The organism is Streptomyces sp. AC550_RSS872 (assembly GCF_019049285.1).
Lineage (GTDB): Bacteria > Actinomycetota > Actinomycetes > Streptomycetales > Streptomycetaceae > Streptomyces.
On sequence record NZ_JAGMUL010000211.1, the window covers coordinates 14961 to 32380 of the forward strand.

A 17420-nucleotide genomic window follows, 5' to 3' on the forward strand; every position below is an offset into this window, starting at 1 on the left:
CTCCGTTCGATCACAGTGATAGCGTGAGCGCATGCCGCGACCCGACAGTCCACTGTCCGATGCGCAGCAACGGCAGTGGGTCGCCGACCATTTGGTCACCTACCCCCCGGACCATGTGGTGCTGGGCTGGCGTGTGCGCGGCCCCCTCGGCATGACCGCGTTACGGTCCGCGCTGACCGCGCTGATGGACCGGCATCCCCAGCTGCGCACCCGACTCGACGCAGCCCAGGCCGTACCGCGCCGGACGGTGTCCGCCTCCCTGGACTACGAGTTGACGGTCGCCGGCCGGCTCCCGGGCGGGGACGGGCCGGACGCCGTGCAGACGGCGATCCAGCGGCCGTTCGACCTGACCGGTGGGCCGCTGGTGCGTGCTGTCGTGAGCGGATCCGATGACGATGCCGCGCTGACGCTGGCCGTGCCCCGCATCGTCTGCGACCCGTACTCCGCAGGGCTGTTGCAGTCCGACCTGGCGTCCCTGTACCGGGCCGCGCTCACCGGCGCCCCGCCACCCTCCCCGCAGGCGCCCCCGGTCCTGGCACAAGGGCCCGCTCCCGACCGGCTGGACGATCACATCGGGTTCTGGCAGCGCCGACTGGCTGACCTCCCGGTCCTGGCCGACCTCCCGACCGACCTGCCCCGCCCGCCCGTGCACACCCAGCGCGCCCGCACCGTGTTCCTCGACGTACCGCACGACGCCGTGCGGCGACTGGGCGGCCAAACGTTCTCGGGAACAGCGGAGTTCAGCGTCTTCGGCGCCGCTCTCACCGCCCTGCTGGCCCGCTACTCGCGCTCCCGCGACATCACGTTCGCCACGCAGACACCCGGCGCCAGGCAGGCGGGCGGTGAGACGACCCTCGGCTGCCTCGCCAACCTGCTCACCCTGCGCGTCGACGCGGCCGGCGACCCATCCCTGCGGACGCTGGTCGACCGGGTCCACCGAGCCGTGGGGGACGCGGTCGAGAACTCGGCCGTCCCCTTCCAGCGGCTGGTCGGGCACCTCGGCATCGACCGCGATCCGGGTCGGCACCCGATCGCCCAGGTGGCACTGGACGTGCTGCCCACGCCCACGCCCGTCACCGAAGAAGCGGAGCCGGCCCGGTGCCTGAGGCCCGAGCCCGTGGCGTCGCCCCGTTCCCCGTTCGACCTGTCCGTGACGGTCATCGACACGGGCCGGGCGTACGGTGTCGGCTTCTCCTGCAACGCCGACCTGTTCACCGCCGACGCCCACGCACGCATGGCAGGCCACTTCCGCCGATTACTGGACGGGGGGCTCGGGAACCCCGACCGGCCGCTGTCCCGACTGGACCTGCTCGGCCCGCAGGAGCGGCACACCGTCGCCGCCGACGACACGCGGCCCACCCCCGAGGCCACGGTGCTCGACCTCTTCGAGCGGCAGGTGGCCGCCGCCGGCGACGCGATCGCCCTGTGGAACCCGCCGTACCGGCGGACGTACGCCGAACTGGACACGGAGGCCCAGCAGGTGGCCGACCATCTGGTCGGCCTCGGTGTACGGCCGGACGACCGGGTCGCCCTCCTCCTGCCGCGCGGCCCGGAGCAGGTCGTGGCGATGCTGGCCGTTCTCAAGGCGGGCGGCGCCTACGTTCCGCTCGACCCCGCCCATCCCCGGGAGCGGACGGAGTTCGTCCTGCGGGACAGCGAGGCACGGCTGGTGCTGACCGATCAGCAGCTGTCCGGACGGCTTCCCGACGGGATCCGGCGTCTGCGCCTGGATCTGCCGCTGCCCGCCACGACCGGACGCCCGCCGCGGCCGGCGACGGTCCTGCCGGACAGCCTCGCGTACATCATCTACACGTCGGGCTCCACCGGCGTGCCGAAGGGAGTAGCGGTCACCCATCGCTGTGTCGTCCGGCTGGTGTCCGGCCTGGACCAGGTCGAGGTGAGTCCGGAGGACACGCTGCTGATGCTCGCTCCCACGGCGTTCGACGCGTCCACCTTCGAGGTGTGGCACGCGCTGTGCCACGGGTCCCGGCTGGCGATCCATCCCCCCGGCCCGATCGGCCCCCGCGAACTCGGCGGGGAGCTGGAGCGGTTGGGGGTGACCGTGCTGTGGCTGACGGCCCAGCTGGCCAACCTGGTGGCGGACGTGCACCCACGGGCACTGGAGCCGGTGCGCACCCTGGTCGTCGGCGGTGAAGCGCTGTCCGTGCCGCACCTGCGGACGCTGCTCGACGGTCGTCCGGGCCTGCGCATCGTCAACGGCTACGGCCCCACCGAGACGACCACCTTCGCCACGACGCATCCGGTCGTCCCGGAGGAGCTCGACGAGGCCACCGGGGTCCCGATCGGCCACCCGATCGGCGGCACCCGCTGCTACGTCGTCGACGAAGCCGGAAACCCCGTGCCGGTGGGGATCGTCGGGGAACTGCTGGTCGGCGGCGCCGGCGTGGCCCGGGGATACCTGCGTCGCCCCGGCCTGACCGCCGAACGGTTCGTGCCCGACCCGTTCGGGCCGCCGGGCGGCCGGCTGTACCGCACCGGGGACCTGGCACGCCGACGTGCCGACGGCGCCATCGAGTTCGCGGGCCGCATCGACGACCAGGTCAAGCTGCGCGGCTTCCGCATCGAACCGGGCGAGGTCCGGGCCGTCCTGGTCGGTCATCCGGCCGTACGCGACGCCTTCGTCACCGTGAGCGGCAGTGGGCTGGCGGCCGAGCTCGTCGCCTACGTGGTGGCGGACGAGGAGTGCCCCGCGGACGGCGGGGCACTGCGGGCGTATCTGCGCGAACGGCTGCCCGAGCCGCTGGTGCCGGGCAGGTTCGTGTCCCTGGAGTGCCTGCCGCTGACGCCCAACGGAAAGGTCGACCGCCGGGCGCTGCCCGATCCGCTGCCCGGACAGCGCGGCCCGTCGCGGCGCCGGGGGCCCGGCTCGCCGCCGGTGTCGGAGTGGGAGAAGACGGTCGGTGACGTCTGGGCCACGGTGCTCGGCCGATCGCCCGAGGACGTGGGCGAGGACTTCTTCGCGCTCGGCGGCACCTCCCTCGACCTCCTGAGGGTGGCCGCCGAGCTCACCGAGCGGTGCGGCACCACCGTGGCGCCACGCACCCTGGCCGGAGCGCGCACCGTGGCGGAACTCGCCGCGGTGCTGGAAGCAGCCGCCGCGCTCAGCGCATCGGACCACCGGTGACGTACAGCATGTGCCCGGAGACGAACCCCGCGTTCTCACCGACGAGGAACGCGACGGCGTGCGCCACGTCCTCGGGCTGCCCCACCCGCCGCACCGGGGTCTGCGCGGCCACCATCTGCTGGAGCCGGTCGAAGTCCATGCCCATCCGCGCAGCCGTCCCCGCGGTCATGTCGGTGACGATGTAACCGGGGGCCACCGCGTTCACGGTCACGCCGTAGGGCCCCAGTTCGATGGCGAGCGTCCGGGTCAGACCGTCGACCCCGGCCTTCGCGGCCGAGTAGTTGGCCTGGTCGCGGTTGCCCAGCGCCGAGGAGCTGGAGAAGTTGACGATGCGTCCCCAGCGCTGTTCGAGCAGGTAGGGACGGATGGCCTGGCACATCAGGAACGGTCCGCGCAGGTTCACGTCGACGACGGAGTCCCAGTCGTCCAGCGACAGGTCCTCCATCGGCCGGTCCCTGATGACGCCGGCGTTGTTGACCAGGATCACCGGCGGCCCGAGCTCACCCGCCACGTCGGCCAGCGCGCCCTTGATCTGATCGGGGTCGCCGACGTCGGCGACGACGGGGTGGGCCCTGCCCCCGGCCGCGCGAACGCGTTCCGCGGTGGCCTCGGCTGTCTCGGCGTCGACGTCGAGGACGCCGACCGCGGCACCGTCGGCGGCCAGGCGCAGCGCCGTGGCGGCGCCGATGCCACGCCCGGCACCGGTGACGACCGCTACACGTGGTGACGTCATGCTTCCCTCGATTCCATCCGCAGCCGCAGGCTCAACGGCCGCATGTCGGTCCAGACCTCCTCGATATGGGCCAGGCACTCCTCCTTGGAGCCGCGCGGACCGCTCTCCCGCCAGCCGGCCGGGACGTCCCGGCTCACCGACCAGATCGAGTACTGCTCCTCGTCATTGACAACGACGGTGTACGACGTCACGTGGATGGATCCTCGTCTCTCGTGGCCGGTCCGGACGCGTGCGGCTCGGGCAGCTCGGTCAGGGCGGTGCGGATGACGCGCGCCACCTCCTCGCCCTGCTCGACCAGGTAGAAGTGGTCCCCGGGCAGCAGATGCGAGACACAGGCGCCTCGGGTGACGGTGGCCCACTCGTTCAGGTCCCAACCGGCCGGCGTGGAGTCGTCCTTGCCGTTCAGAACCGTGATCGGCGCCCGCACCGGCGGCCCGGCCACGATGCCGCTCAGCACCAGCCCCAGGTCGGCCCGCATCACCCGCAGCACCATCTCCCGCAGTTCGGGATGGCGCAGCAGCATCTCGTAGTTGGGGGCGCCGGTCGTGCCGAGCGCGTCCAGAATGACCTCGTCGGACGCGTCCTTCGGGAACGTCGCCGTCGGCCGCTGGGACGGCCCGCCGTGGCCGGACACGAACACATGGGCCACCGGAACGCCGGCACCCTCCAGAGCACGGCACAGGTTGACCGCGAGCACCGCGCCCATACTGTGTCCGAAGAGCGCGATCCGGGGGAACCCGGCCCGGGAGACCACGTCGGCGAGCTCGGCGATGAGCGTCGGCTGATCGGTGAACGGAGGCTCGCTCAGGCGCGTCTCCCGGCCCGGCAACTGCACGGGCACCACGTCCACGTCCGGCTCGGCCCCGGCCAGCCAGCCGCGGTAGCTCGACGCGTTGCCACCGCTGTGCGGCAGAGCCAGCAGCTGGACGTCGCCCCACGGACGGTCGAGACCGCCGAGGAACCAGCGGTCCAGGTCGCCCGGGGCGCCACCGGGTTCGGCGCCGGTTCTCATGCCCTACCTCCGTTGTCGGCCCGATGCGGATACGTCATGACAGCCCGTCCCGGCCGAGTTCGGACAGGTGCCTTCGCGGATCGGCCAGCGCGGCGCGCAGCGTCCGGCTGAAGTCGTCCACCACGCTCCGTGCGATCGATTCCGTCAGCACGTCCGCGTTGAACTCGACCGTGCAGCTCAGGGCCGAGCCCCGGCGGACGATGGCGATGTCCAGGTCGAACTTGGCCGTGCCTGTGCCGACGTCGGTCACCTCGACCGCCAGTCCGGTCAGCTCCGGCGCCGCGGCCGTGGTGTCGTCGACGTAGAAGACCACGTCGATCAATGGTGCGCGGCCCAGTGTGCGGCTCGGCAGGAGTTCCTCCACGAGCCTGTCGAACGGCACCTCCTGGCGGGCGTAACCGGCCAGGGCGGTCTCGCGCGTGCGAGCCAGCAGCTCGGCGAAGGACGGGTCGCCCGACAGGTCGGCCCGCAGGACCAACGTGTTGACGAAGAACCCGATCAGCGGCTCCAGTTCGGGGCGCGACCGCAGGGACACCGGGGTACCGACCCCGAAGTCCTCCTGCCCGGTGAGCCGGCCGAGGGTGACGTTCAGCGCGGCGAGCAGCACCATGAACTCGGTCGCCCCGTGTGCCCGGGCCAGCGCGCCCAGCCGAGAGGTGTCCGCCGGGTCCAGCAACGCGGCCCGGTACTGTCCGCCTGCGCCGCTGCGCACGCGGGGCCGCGGGCGAGCGGTGGGCAGCTGGAGGGTGGGCAGGTCGCGGAGCTGCTCCCGCCAGTACTCCAGATCGAGCCGCTCGACCACCGCGCCGCGCTGCCGCTGCCAGAGGGCGTAGTCGGCGTACTGGACCGGCAGCGCCCCCAGGGCACCCGGTCGCCCCGCGAGGTGCGCCCCGTACACCTCTCCCACCTCGGCGAACAGGAGCCGGAAGGACTCGGCGTCGGCCGCCGCGTGGTGCACCACCAAGCAGAGCAGGTGTTCCTCCGCCGTGACCCGTAGCAACTCGGCGCGGATCAACGGGGCCAGGTCCAGCCGGAACGGGTCCCGCGCCGCCGCGACCGCGGCCTCCTCCGCCCTGGCCCGGGCCTCGGCGGCGGGCAGGTGCGACAGGTCGGTCTCGTGCAGCTCGAAGACACTGGCGGGCTCGACCACCTGCACCGGCAGCCGGTCGTCACCCAGCACGAACCGGGAGCGCAGCACTTCATGACGCTCCACCACCTCGACCAGCGCCGAGCGCAACGCGTCGGTGTCCAGCCGACCGCGCAGCCACACATGCACCGGCACGTTGTAGTCGGCGCTGCCAGGGTGCAACTGATCGAGGAACCACAGACGCTGCTGGTCCACCGACAGCGGCGCCGGGCCGGCGAGCGGCCGGGGGCGCACCGGGGAACCCGAGCCGTCGGCGATGGCGGGAGACTCCGCCACGGCCGCCAGCTCGCCGACCCGCCGGTGTTCGAAGAACGTCCGCACGGAGAGCTCCACCCCGCGTTCCGAGCGCAGCCGGGCGACGACCCGCGCCGCCTGGTACGAGTTGCCGCCGACCGTGAAGAAGTCGTCGTCGACGCCGAACGCGTCGTGCTCGAGCACCTCCGCCCACACCGCGTGGACCGCCTTCTCCCACTCGGTACGCGGCGGCCGGCCCGGGCCGTCGGAGCGTGGCCGGCGCGGCGCGGGCAGCCGTGCCGTGTCCACCTTGCCGTTGGGCGACAACGGCAGCTCGCCGAGGGGCGTGATCGTCGCGGGGACCATGTGGTCGGGCAGCTGCCCCCGTGCATGGCGGAACAGGTCCTCGACGTCGGCACCGTCGCCGTCGGCGACGACGTACGCCGCCAGCTCCGCCGCCGCGCCCCGACCCTGCCGCAGCACGTGGGCGTCCCGCACCGCGGGGTGCCGGCGGAGCACCGTGGCGACCTCCCCGAGCTCGACGCGGTAGCCGCGTACTTTGACCTGGTCGTCGTCCCGGCCGAGGAAGTGCAGGGTGCCGTCCGGCAGCCAGCGCACGATGTCCCCGGTGCGGTAGACGCGCTGCCCGACAGGGCCGAACGGGTCCGGCACGAAGCTGTCCGCGGTCAGGGACCGCGCCCCGAGGTAGCCGCGGGCGAGGCCTCGACCGCCGATCCACAGCTCTCCGGGCACGCCGACCGGCAACAGCTCGCCGTCCCTGCCGACCACGTACACCCGCGTGTCGCCGACCGGCCGGCCGAGCGGTACGGAGGTGGCGTCCTCGGCCGGTGCGGAGGCGATGTGGTGCAGGGTGGTGTTGGTGGTGGACTCGGTGGGGCCGTAGCAGTTGAGAAGCCGCAGACCGGGCAGCGCGTGCAGCAGCCGGCGCAGGTGCGGCACGGACGGCGCCTGGCCGCCGATGCCCAGCTGCCGCACACCCGCGAGCAGATGGGGATCGGTGTCGATGGTCAGCTGCGCGAGCGCGGCGGACAGCCACAGGACGGAGACCTGGTGGCGGCGGATGGCCGCGCCGAGGTCGACCGGGTCGATCAGTCGCTCCGCGGGCACCGCGAGGGACGCCCCGTGCGCCAGGGGAAGCCAGATGTCCAGGTTGGAGGCGTCGAAGGTGGTCGGCTGCACCATCAGGAACGTGTCGTCGGGGCCGACCGGCGACTGGTCGCAGCCCAGCATCAGCCGCACCAGCGCATGGTGCGGAACGGCGACCCCCTTCGGCCGCCCCGTCGAGCCGGACGTGTACATGATGTACGCGAGGGACTCCGGATCGGCACCGGGCGGGTTGTCGGCCGGACGGGCGTCGATGCGCGGACGATCCTCCTCCAGGTCGACGAAGTGGGAGAGGCCGGCGGACAGCTTCTCCCGCACCTCCCGACGGCCGACGGCGAAGTCCGACCCACTGTCGGCGAGCAGCAGCCGGATCCGCTCGGCGGGATGCGTGGGATCGAGCGGCAGGTAGGCGCCGCCGGCCTTCAGCACCGCGAGCATGGCGACGACCAGGTCCGCGCTGGGCGGCAGACAGAGGGCGACGATCACGTCCGGGCCCACGCCGAGGTCGATCAGATGACGGGCCAGCCGGTTGGCGGCCGCGTTCAGCTCCGCGTAGGTGAGCCGCCCCGCCGGGTCCGTCACGGCGATACTCGCGCCGGAGGCCGCGACCTGCCGCTCCACCACCGCGGTGACGGTGTCCATCGGGGTGGAGGCGGTCTCGTTGAAGGCGCCGAGCAGCTGTCGCCGCTCGTCCGGCTCCAGCATGTCGAGCTCGGACAGCCGCCGCTCAGGGGCGTCCAGCGCCGAGCGCAGGAGCTGCCGGTAGTGCCCGGCCAGCCGGGCCACGGTCTCCCGGTCGAACAGGTCCGCGCTGTAGTTGACCCGTCCGGTGAGCCGCCCCTGCCGGCTGGTGCGTATCTCCATCACGAGGTCGAAGGCGGCGGTCCGCTCCTCGACCGGGATCTTCGTCGCCTCGACACCCGCCAGCGACAACTGGTCCTCCGGCGCGTCGATCACCTGGAAGAGCACCTGCACCAGCGGGTTGACCCCCACGTCACGGGTCACCCCGAGGCTGCTCACCAGGTCCTCGAACGGCACCTCGGAGTGGTCGCCCGCCGCGAGCGTCGTCCCGGTCACCTGCTGGAGCAGAGCGGCGAACGTGGGGTCTCCGGAGCAGTCGGCGCGCAGCGGGACCGTGTTGACCAGGAAGCCGACCAGGTCCTCGACCTCGCGCCGGGTGCGGTTGGCGAACGGCGTGCCGACGATCACGTCCTTGTCGCGCCCGTACCGGGAGAGCAGGGCGAAGAACGCCGTCAGCAGCGTCATGAACGAGGTGACGCCGGCGCGGTGGCCGAACGTGGCGAGGTCGGCCGCGGTACCGGGCGGGAGGTCGAAGTAGAGGGTGCCGCCACGCCGGGTGGGCCGGGCCGGCCGGGTCCGGTCTGTGGGCAGCTCCGGTTGGACGGGCGCTCCGGCGAGCTGCCGGCGCCAGTAGGCCAGGCCCTCCCGGTGCGCGTCGCCGCCGAACGTCGCCCGCTGCCAGCGCGCGTAGTCCCGGAACCGGAGCGTCACCGGAGGCAGGTCGGGCGGCAGGCCGCGGCGGAAGGCGCCGTAGAGCTCGCTCAGTTCGTGGAAGAGGACCTCGGTCGCGCGTCCGTCGGCGACCATGTGGTGGACCACCCAGACGAGGACGTGCTCGCGCGGGCCGCAGCGTACGAGCGTGACCCGGATCAGCGGACCGGCGGACAGGACGAACGGCTTCGCCGCCTCCGCCGCGAGCAGCTCGTCCAGGTCGCTTGGCGGCGCGTCGGTCAGGTCCCGCACGGTCAGCCCCGCCGTCGGTTCCGGGTCCACCACCTGGCGGGGCACGCCGTCGGTCGCCACATAGCGGGTACGCAGGATCTCGTGCCGGACGACGAGTTCGCTCACGGCACGGCGCAACGCCTCGGCGTCGAGCTCTCCGCGCAGCCGGAACACCTCGATGACGTTGTACGCCGGGTCTCCCGGCTGCAACTGGTCGAGAAACCACAGGCGTTGCTGCGACGAGGACAGCGCGGCGTCACCCTCGTCGTCCGTGACCGGGATGGGTGCGGAGGCGGGTGCGGAGCCTTGCGCTCCCTGGTTCCCCGCCCCGGTGCCTGCGCCTGCGCCCGCTCCGCGACGGCGCTCGACCGCTTCCGCGAGCGCCTCCGAGGTGGGATCGCGGAAGAACCGGCTCATCGGGATCTCCACCCCGAATACCTCGCGTACCCAGGACAGCAGCCGGATCGCCCGGATGCTGTCGCCGCCCGCGGCGAAGAAGTTGGTGTCGCCGGTGACGAGCGCGCCGGGCAGGAGGGGGCCATAACCCTCCACCGCGATCCGCCGTACCAGGTCGGTCGCCCCGTCCTGCGTGGCACCGTCGAGACCGGCGTGCGCCGCCGGACCACGAGCGGGGGCGGAGGCGGAGGCACCACTGGCCGCCAGCGCGGCCAGGTCGACCTTGCCGGAGGCGGTGATCGGAATCCGCTCCACCTCGGTCAGCAGCGCCGGCACCATGTATGCGGGCAGCCGGTCGGCGAGGTGGCGGCGGATGCCGTCGAGGTCGGTCCGCTGCCCGGCCGTGGGCACCAGATAGCCGGCGAGCGTGCCGTCGAGGTCGGCGACGACGGCGGCGGACACCTCGGGCAGCCCGGCGAGCGCCGACTCGATCTCCCCGAGTTCCACGCGCTGCCCGCGGACCTTTACCTGCCGGTCCCTGCGGCCGAGGAAGACGATGTCGCCCTCCGCCGACCAGCGGGCGAGGTCGCCGGTACGGTAGAGACGGCCGCCGGGCCGGAACGGATCGGGGAGAAAGCGCTCCGCGGTGCGGGCGGGCCGCCCCAGATACCCCCGTGCCACGCCGGCGCCGCCCACGAACAGCTCACCCACCGCGCCGGGGGGCACGGGACGCAGTTCGTCGTCGAGGATGTACGCCTGATGGTTGTCGACCGGGCGACCGATGGGCGGCGGGGACCGCCACAGGCCGGTGCACTCCTTGTAGATGACGCCAATGGTGGTCTCGGTCGTCCCGTATCCGTTGACGAACCGCCGGTCGCGGGACCATCGCGTGGTCAGCCGGCCGGAGAACGGCTCACCGCCGACCGAGACCAGCCGCAGCAGCGGTACGCGGTCCGGGTCGAGCAACTCCAGCAGCGCCGGGGGGAGTTCGGCGACCGTGATCTTGCCGTCGGTGAGCGACCGGGTCAGCCCCTCGACCGAGCGCCGGTCGTCGTCACCGATCATGTGGAGCGAGGAGCCGCTGAGCAGGGCGCAGAAGATCTCGAACACGGACACGTCGAAGCCGGGGGAGGCGTACTGCAACATCCGGTCTTCGGGGGTGAGTTCGAAGAGCCGCTGGAGGGACTCGACGAAGTTGAGTGCACTGTCGTGCTCGACGAGCACCGCGCGGGGCGCACCGGTGCTACCCGAGGTGTATATCGCGTAGGCGAGCTGCCGCGGATCGGTGGGCGCCGGGAGGATCGCCGGCTCGTCGGCGACCGCGGGGTCGTACGTGTCGTGCGCATCGAGGTCCACGACGGACCAGTCGCCCGCCGGGATCCGCTCGCGCAGCGCCGCGTCGGTGACGACCGCCGCGACGCCGGCGTCGGTGAGCAGCGTCGCGAGTCGGCCCGGCGGCACCGCCGGATCGATCGGGAGCCAGGCCGCTCCGGCATGGAGAGCGCCGAGGCAGGCGAGCACCCAGCGCTTGTCGTCACGGGTGACGTGGACGGCGACCAGGTCCTCCGGCCCGACCCCGGCGGACGTGCGCAGACGGTGCCCGATCCGGGCCGCCTCGCCGGCGGTCTCGCGGTAGGTGAGGGTGCCCGCCGCGTCCACCAGCGCGGGCCGGTCGGCGAAGCTCTGCCGGGCGAGGTCGAAGGCGGCAGTGAGTGTGCCGGGGCGGCGGGAGCGCGCGGTGCGGTTGGGGTCCTCCGTCACCGTGCGCAGCGCGTCCCTGGAGAGGGGGCGCAGCGTGCACAGCGGTACGTCCGGCTCGGCGAGCGCGGCCTCCAGCAGCGCCTCCGTGTCCCGGAGCACTCCCTCGACCAGCTGGGTCTCATGGCGGTCGGGGTCGTATCCGGCGGTGAGCGTACCGGCGGTGTGGAGCCGGAAGTGGACGTCGGCAACGTCGGTGTCGTGCACGGTCCCGGTCTGCCGGAACTCATCGTGCTCGATCTCCAGCAGGATCGGCGGCACCGTGCGGGCGGGCGGGCGCGCGCCTTCCGAACGGGCCTCGGCGAGCGCGCGGCCGGTGGCCGGGACGAGGTCGGACATCGACCGGGCCGGATCGACCGTGAGCGCGAGCTGCCGGCTCCCGCCGGCCCCGTCGCGTACGGCAAACAGCAGCTCCGACTCCGCGCAGTACCGGGCGACGGACACGAGGAGGGCCGTGGCCAGGACGGAGCCGAGCGGCACTCCGGTCTGCGCGGCGCTCTCGCGCAGGGCCTTGACCGTGACCTCGCCGAGGGGGCGGACGACCCTGCGGCGCTCGGCCGGTGCCGCCGGCCCGTGGCCCACCGCACGGGGCAGCGCCGTGGGAACCGGCTGCGGCCCGGCGTTCGGCACCGGCCTGCCGGGCCGGGCAGCGACGGTGCGGATCCGGCCCAGGAATCGGGTGCGTCGCTCAGCGAGAGTGCTCTCCGGGTGCATCTGGCCACTTCCTTCGCGCAGGGATCAGCGCGGGTTCGCGCCAGGGCACGGCGCGGACCCGATGAGGCCTTGCGGTTCTCAGCCGGTGACGGTGTCCGGGTCGGCGGCGTCAGCCGTGGTCTTGTCGATGAACGACGCGAGGTCGCGGACGGTGGAGTGCTCGAAGATGACCGAAAGGGGAATCTCAAAACCCCACGCGTCACGCAGCTGATAGGTCACCAGCGTCGCGAACATCGAATGCCCGCCAATGGCGAAAAAGTTGTCGTCAAGACCGAACTGGTCGTGCTTCAGCACCTCGGTCCAGATTTCCGCCACGCGAGACTCGGTCGCCGTCGGCTCGTTCATGTCGGCATTCAGCAAGACCTTCTCCCCCATGAGTTGATCGCTCGAATCTTGGCAGCCGTACTGACGGCCAGTATCGAACGCACATCGTACGCCACGAAGTTGCGACCCGCGGGAGCACACAAGCGCACCTTGTGATGCAGTTTCCGGCCAACCCCGGTGGCTGATATGAAGCTTGACCGGCCAGATCCGCTGTGCCTAACCTCTGGCAGGCATTCGGCTGAACGGGGGAAGGGTCAACGGGTGGCCTAGCTCTGTGTTTCCGGCGTTGAGCAATTCGCTCTGACGTGCCCCGATTTTCGGGAGACTTCCGGCACTCTATGTGGAGCGTCCCTCGAGAGCCGCCCTGTTCCGAGAGGTTTCCTGTGCTGCGCGCTGCTTTCGTCAACATGCCCTTTGCCGACTGGAACCGTCCTTCCTTCGCGCTCAGTCAACTCGCCGGCCTGATCGGCAACGAGTACGAGGGCCGGGCCACCGCCGAGGTCCACTACCTGAACGTCGACTTCACGAAGTACTTCGGCGTGGGTACCTACGAGGAGATATCCGGCGACATGACCCACCTCTACAGCGGGGTGGGAGAGTGGCTCTTCCGGCATATCGCGTTTCCCGATGAACCGGACAACTCCGAAAGCTACTTCGGCCGGTTCTACCGCGAACCCGCGTGGGAGGCGTTCCGCGAGGACCTGGTGCGGCGCCGCGAGGGCATCGAGACGTTCCTGGCCGAACTGATCGACCGGTACGACCTCGCGTCCGCGGACGTCGTCGGACTGACCACGATGTTCGCGCAGACGGTACCCGCCATCGCGCTCGCCAGGATGATCAAGGACCGGAACCCCGACGCGGTGACCCTCCTCGGAGGCTCGAACGTCGAGACCACGATGGGCGCCGTCCTGGCGGCCGAAGTACCGTGTCTGGACTACGTCTTCTCCGGTCCGAGCCTGGTGAGCTTCAAGGAGTTCCTCGACAACCTGCTGGCCGGCCGAAGAGACGACATGCCCGCCATCCGGGGCGTCATCAGCCGCGAGAATTGCCATCAGCCGCAGGTCCGCATGGGCGTCGGCCGGGACCGGGACATCAACGACTACGTGCCGCTCGACTACGACGGCTTCGTCGCCGCCATGGACGACGCCGAGGACGTCGTGGCGGAGGGACAGCTGGAACCCACCCTCTTCTTCGAGACCTCGCGCGGTTGCTGGTGGGGCGCACGCAGCCACTGCACGTTCTGCGGACTCAACGACGAGACCATAGGATTCCGGCAGATGGAACCCGACCTGGCGGTCCGCCAGTTCGAGTGGCTCTTCTCGTTCCACCCGCGGTTCAAGAACTACATGTGCACCGACTACATCCTGCCGAGGAACTACCCGACCGAGGTGTTCCCGAGGGTCGACGCACCGGACGACGCGTCCGTCTTCTACGAGATCAAGGTCCCGGTGAGCGTGCCCAACATGCAGGCCCTCGCCAAGGCGCGGGTCAACCGTGTGCAGGCCGGGATCGAGGCCGTCAACAGCGAGATGCTCAAGCTCCTGGGCAAGGGCACCACGGCGTTCCAGAGTCTGCAGTTCATGAAGCTCTGCCTGCAGTTCGGAATCCACCCGGAGTGGAACCTGCTTGTCGGCGCCCCCCAGGAGCCCGAGGAGATGTACGCCAAGTACGAACGGGACTTCCCCGCCCTGGTGCACCTCACGCCCCCGACCGGCGCCTTCTTCATCCGCTTCGACCGCTTCAGCCCCTACTTCAATGAGCGGCTCAAGTATGGTCTCGACCTGCGCCCGATGGACTTCTACCCCCTGGTCTTCCCCTTCGAGTCGCAGCAACTGGACCAGCTGGCCTACTTCTTCTCCGACCACGGTCCGGCGCCGTACGCCTTGACCGCGCTGAAGTGGTACCCCACGCTCCAGCGCGTGGTGGCCGACTGGCAGACCACCTGGAAGGGTGCCGAACGCCCCCGCCTGGCACTCGTGCGCGACGAAGACGAGTCCTTCGTTGAGGACACCCGGTTCGGTGCGCTGCGGCGGATTCCGGTCGACGAGCGCATGCTGTCCCTCCTCCGGGCACTGAACTCGCCCCGCCGGCCAGATCAGTTGAGCGCCCCGGACGGCATGTCCCCGGACGAGGTCGCCGAGGTGCTGGACCTGCTTCAGCAGGACCGGATCCTGTTCGAGGAGGACGGCCGATTCCTCAGCCTGGTCACCGGTGTCGAGGCCGTCGGCTAGACCGGACCGGTGAACCGAGAACCTGGCGCGAGATCGGAACGAGGGCGATGGAAGTGAGCAGTGCGGGTGGGCCGGATCGTGCCCTGGACAAGGAGGGTTCGGCCTCCTCTCCGGCACGCGCCGACGAGACCTGGCCCCACTTCGGCCGGCTGTGGCTGGCGAGCGCCGTGTCCGCCCTCGGCGACGGGGTGCGCAACTCCGCGCTGCCCCTGCTGGCGTTCTCGTTCACCGAGAATCCGGTGTTGTTGTCGCTGACCACCATCGTCACCGCGCTCGGCATGATGATGGCCCCGCTCGGCGGGGTGTGGGCGGACATCTTCAACCGGCGTGCCCTGCTCATCGCGATCGACTTGTGCCGGTTCGCCGTCGTCGGTCTGATCGCGCTGGGCGTGCTGACCGACACGCTCAACCTGGTCTTCGTGTACATCGCCGCGGCGGTGCTCGGCCTGGGCGAGTCCGTCTTCCTGGTCACGGCACAGGCGTTTCTACCCAAGGTGGTCCCGCCCGAGCGGCTGACCACGGCCAACGGCCGACTGCACGCGGTGCAGGTCGTGCTGCGCGACAGCGTCGGACAGCCCCTGGGCGGCCTGCTGTTCGCGTTCGCCGCCGCGGCCCCGTTCATCCTCGACGGCGCCTCGTTCCTGCTGGGGGTCGTGCTGCTGCTGTTCCCCGCGCTGCGGACGGTACGGACGGACCCGACCGGACCACGCACCACCTGGTGGCAGATGATCCGCGAGGGCATGAGCTACCTGCGGGCGGACAAGTTGCTGATCCGGCTGGCTGTGGTCCTCGGCACCCTGAACTTCTTCACCATGAGCCTCGGCGTGCTGATGGTCCTCTACGTCGTCAAGTGGCTGGACCTGCCGGAGAGCGCGTACGGCTTCTTCCTCGCGGCGAACGCGCTCGGCGGGGTCCTGGGCGGGCTCAGCAGCGACTGGGTGCGGCGGAGAATCGGAGTGGTGCCGGGCGCGGTGGCAGCCATGGCTCTCATGGGAGTCTCCTGTCTGGTGCTCGGCGGGACCCGGGTCCCGGCCGTCGCCGCCGTCGCGTTCGGCGCCGTCGGAATCGGCATCGCCATCTGGCAGACGCTGATCACCGCCTTCCGGCAGACCACCATCCCGCAGGATATCCTCGGGCGCGTCAACGGTGTTTTCCGCCTGCTGTCGGTGTGTGTGTCACCGTTCGGCGCGATCACCGCCGGCTTGGTCGCAGAGTTCACCGAGGTCAATGTTCCGATACTCGTCTCCGGTGTCGGCATCCTCGCGCTCACCGCGATCAGCGGCAGACCACTGCTGCGGATGCGTGCGGCGCGGCCCGCACACTGAGCGTTTTCCAACCTCAAGCTGGTGAAGGATGCCCATCGGTTGACCCAGGGCTGTGATGGTGCGGCCCGGACCGGGCGGTGAGTCGGCTTGACAGGAACCCGGCCATGGCACGAACCCCGATGCCGAGGGCGCGTTCGTCCGCGGCGAAGTCCGGGGCGTGGGGCGCCCCGTTGATGCCGGCTTCCGGGTTTGCGACGCCAAGGAAGAACATCGCTCCGGGCACGCCCCTCAGGAAGAGTGCGAAGTCCTCGCCATTGAAAGGGAACGCCCAGTGGAATACCAGGACCGCGCAATCACACAGGGTGTCGTGCAGATATGTGGCGGCTGTCTCGCTCACCCCAGGTGAGCACACCATGGCGGGGAACGGCTCATTGGCGAACTCGACTCGGGCGCTGGTGAGGGAATCCACTCGGCGTGTCCGATGGGTCTAGTGACGCTCCTGCTGGGAACTCGTTCCGTGGGGCATGGGGCGGGGAGATCTTTCGGATGAGGAGTGGGCTCGCCTGGAGCCGCACTTGCCGACGAACCGCGGGCGGGGTGGACTCTGGCAGTGTCACCGTCGGGTGATCAACGGGATTCTGTTCCGGCAGCGGACCGGTCTCCCCTGACGGGACCTGCCTCCCTGCTTCGGTAGCTGGAAGGCGGTTCACGATCGTCATCGAAGGTGGTCGGCGGACGGCACGTGGGAGAGGATCCTGCGGGCCGTCCAGGCCGACGCCGATGCCGAGGGCCGGATCGACTGGAGCATGGTCAGCGTCGATTCCACGACCTGTCGCGCTCATCAGCACGCAGCTGGCGCCTCGACTCGTGCCCAAAGATCCCGGGTCGGCGCAGGAGCCCGGCGCGTCACCGCTCCGATGAGGCCCTGGGACGCTCGCGAGGCGGGCTCACACGCAGGATCCACCTCGCCGGAGAAGGTGGGCGCCGCCCGCTCGGGTTTGTCATCACGCCCGGCCAATGGAGGGACGCACCGCAGATGATTCCGGTCCTGGAAGAGATCCGGGTGCCCCGACAAGCTGGTGGACGACCGCGCACCCGGCCCGACCACGTCGCGGGAGACAAGGCCTATTCGTCACGCCGCAACCGGCTTCACCTGCGCAGACGGCAGATTAAGACCGTGTCCTACGTGGTGATGTCGCATTCGACGCGCCACGTCAGGTCCAGGCCGAACCTGCCGAGGCGAACCAGTAGCTCAGCCAGAGTCACGTAGTTCTTTCCGTGCCAGGCAGGAAAAGTGATCCCCTTCATCCCCACCTCTGCTTCGGCTGTATCGCGCGACATGCGCCCCCTTCGTTCAGCGAAACACTAGTACTCCAGTTGCAGTTCGCTATTCCTGCTGGCCAGGGGCGTGTTCGTGATTGCACTTGACTGATGTGCCGTCAGGTGGTGGGAGTTCGTGACGTCGGGTGCGGCGGGCCCGGGGTGCCGGCCCGCGCGGGACGCGCTGGGCGATCGAGGAGGCTTTCCAGGCCGCGAAGAACGAGTGCGGCCTGGATCAGTACGAGGTCCGCCGGTATCCGGGCTGGTACCGGC

General features: G+C 71.0%; 8 protein-coding genes and 1 pseudogene. 4 read left to right on the forward strand and 5 right to left on the reverse strand.

The annotated features are described in order from the left end of the window. Positions 1-31 precede the first annotated feature (31 nt). Positions 32-3145 (forward strand): non-ribosomal peptide synthetase, encoded by a 3114-nt coding sequence (locus KUM44_RS44540; RefSeq protein WP_217215542.1) that lies wholly within the window; start codon positions 32-34, stop codon positions 3143-3145. Here KUM44_RS44540 and KUM44_RS44545 read toward each other — a convergent pair. From KUM44_RS44545 to KUM44_RS44565, 5 genes are all read right to left on the reverse strand, one after another. Then, positions 3123-3878: an SDR family NAD(P)-dependent oxidoreductase gene (locus KUM44_RS44545; RefSeq protein ID WP_217215544.1), complete on the reverse strand. Its 756-nt coding sequence runs from the start codon at positions 3876-3878 to the stop codon at positions 3123-3125. The two genes, KUM44_RS44540 and KUM44_RS44545, sit on opposite strands and share 23 nt — an antisense overlap. Further along, a complete protein-coding gene (locus KUM44_RS44550; protein WP_308402867.1) occupies positions 3875-4069 on the reverse strand; it encodes an MbtH family NRPS accessory protein in 195 nt (64 codons plus the stop codon). The genes KUM44_RS44545 and KUM44_RS44550 overlap by 4 nt, the downstream gene beginning before the upstream one ends. Next, entirely contained in the window at positions 4066-4890 is an 825-nt protein-coding gene (locus tag KUM44_RS44555) for a thioesterase II family protein (RefSeq protein WP_217215550.1), read from the reverse strand. The genes KUM44_RS44550 and KUM44_RS44555 overlap by 4 nt, the downstream gene beginning before the upstream one ends. 34 nt (positions 4891-4924) lie before the next feature. Continuing rightward, positions 4925-12007, reverse strand: coding sequence for a non-ribosomal peptide synthetase (locus tag KUM44_RS44560; RefSeq protein ID WP_217215552.1), 7083 nt, complete (start codon positions 12005-12007; stop codon positions 4925-4927). 78 nt (positions 12008-12085) lie between these two features. Further along, positions 12086-12382, reverse strand: coding sequence for a phosphopantetheine-binding protein (locus tag KUM44_RS44565; protein ID WP_217215554.1), 297 nt, complete (start codon positions 12380-12382; stop codon positions 12086-12088). Positions 12383-12738: 356 nt separating this feature from the next. On the opposite strand from KUM44_RS44565, the gene KUM44_RS44570 reads away from it, so the two are divergent. The 3 genes and pseudogenes from KUM44_RS44570 to KUM44_RS44580 all read left to right on the forward strand — a co-directional run. Next, positions 12739-14562: a RiPP maturation radical SAM C-methyltransferase gene (locus tag KUM44_RS44570; RefSeq protein ID WP_217215562.1), complete on the forward strand. Its 1824-nt coding sequence runs from the start codon at positions 12739-12741 to the stop codon at positions 14560-14562. Between the two features lie 53 nt (positions 14563-14615). Next, entirely contained in the window at positions 14616-15887 is a 1272-nt protein-coding gene (locus KUM44_RS44575; protein ID WP_308402868.1) for an MFS transporter, read from the forward strand. 464 nt (positions 15888-16351) lie between these two features. Continuing rightward, positions 16352-16995 (forward strand): annotated as a pseudogene (locus KUM44_RS44580) (IS5 family transposase); the annotation flags it as partial. Positions 16996-17420 lie beyond the last annotated feature (425 nt).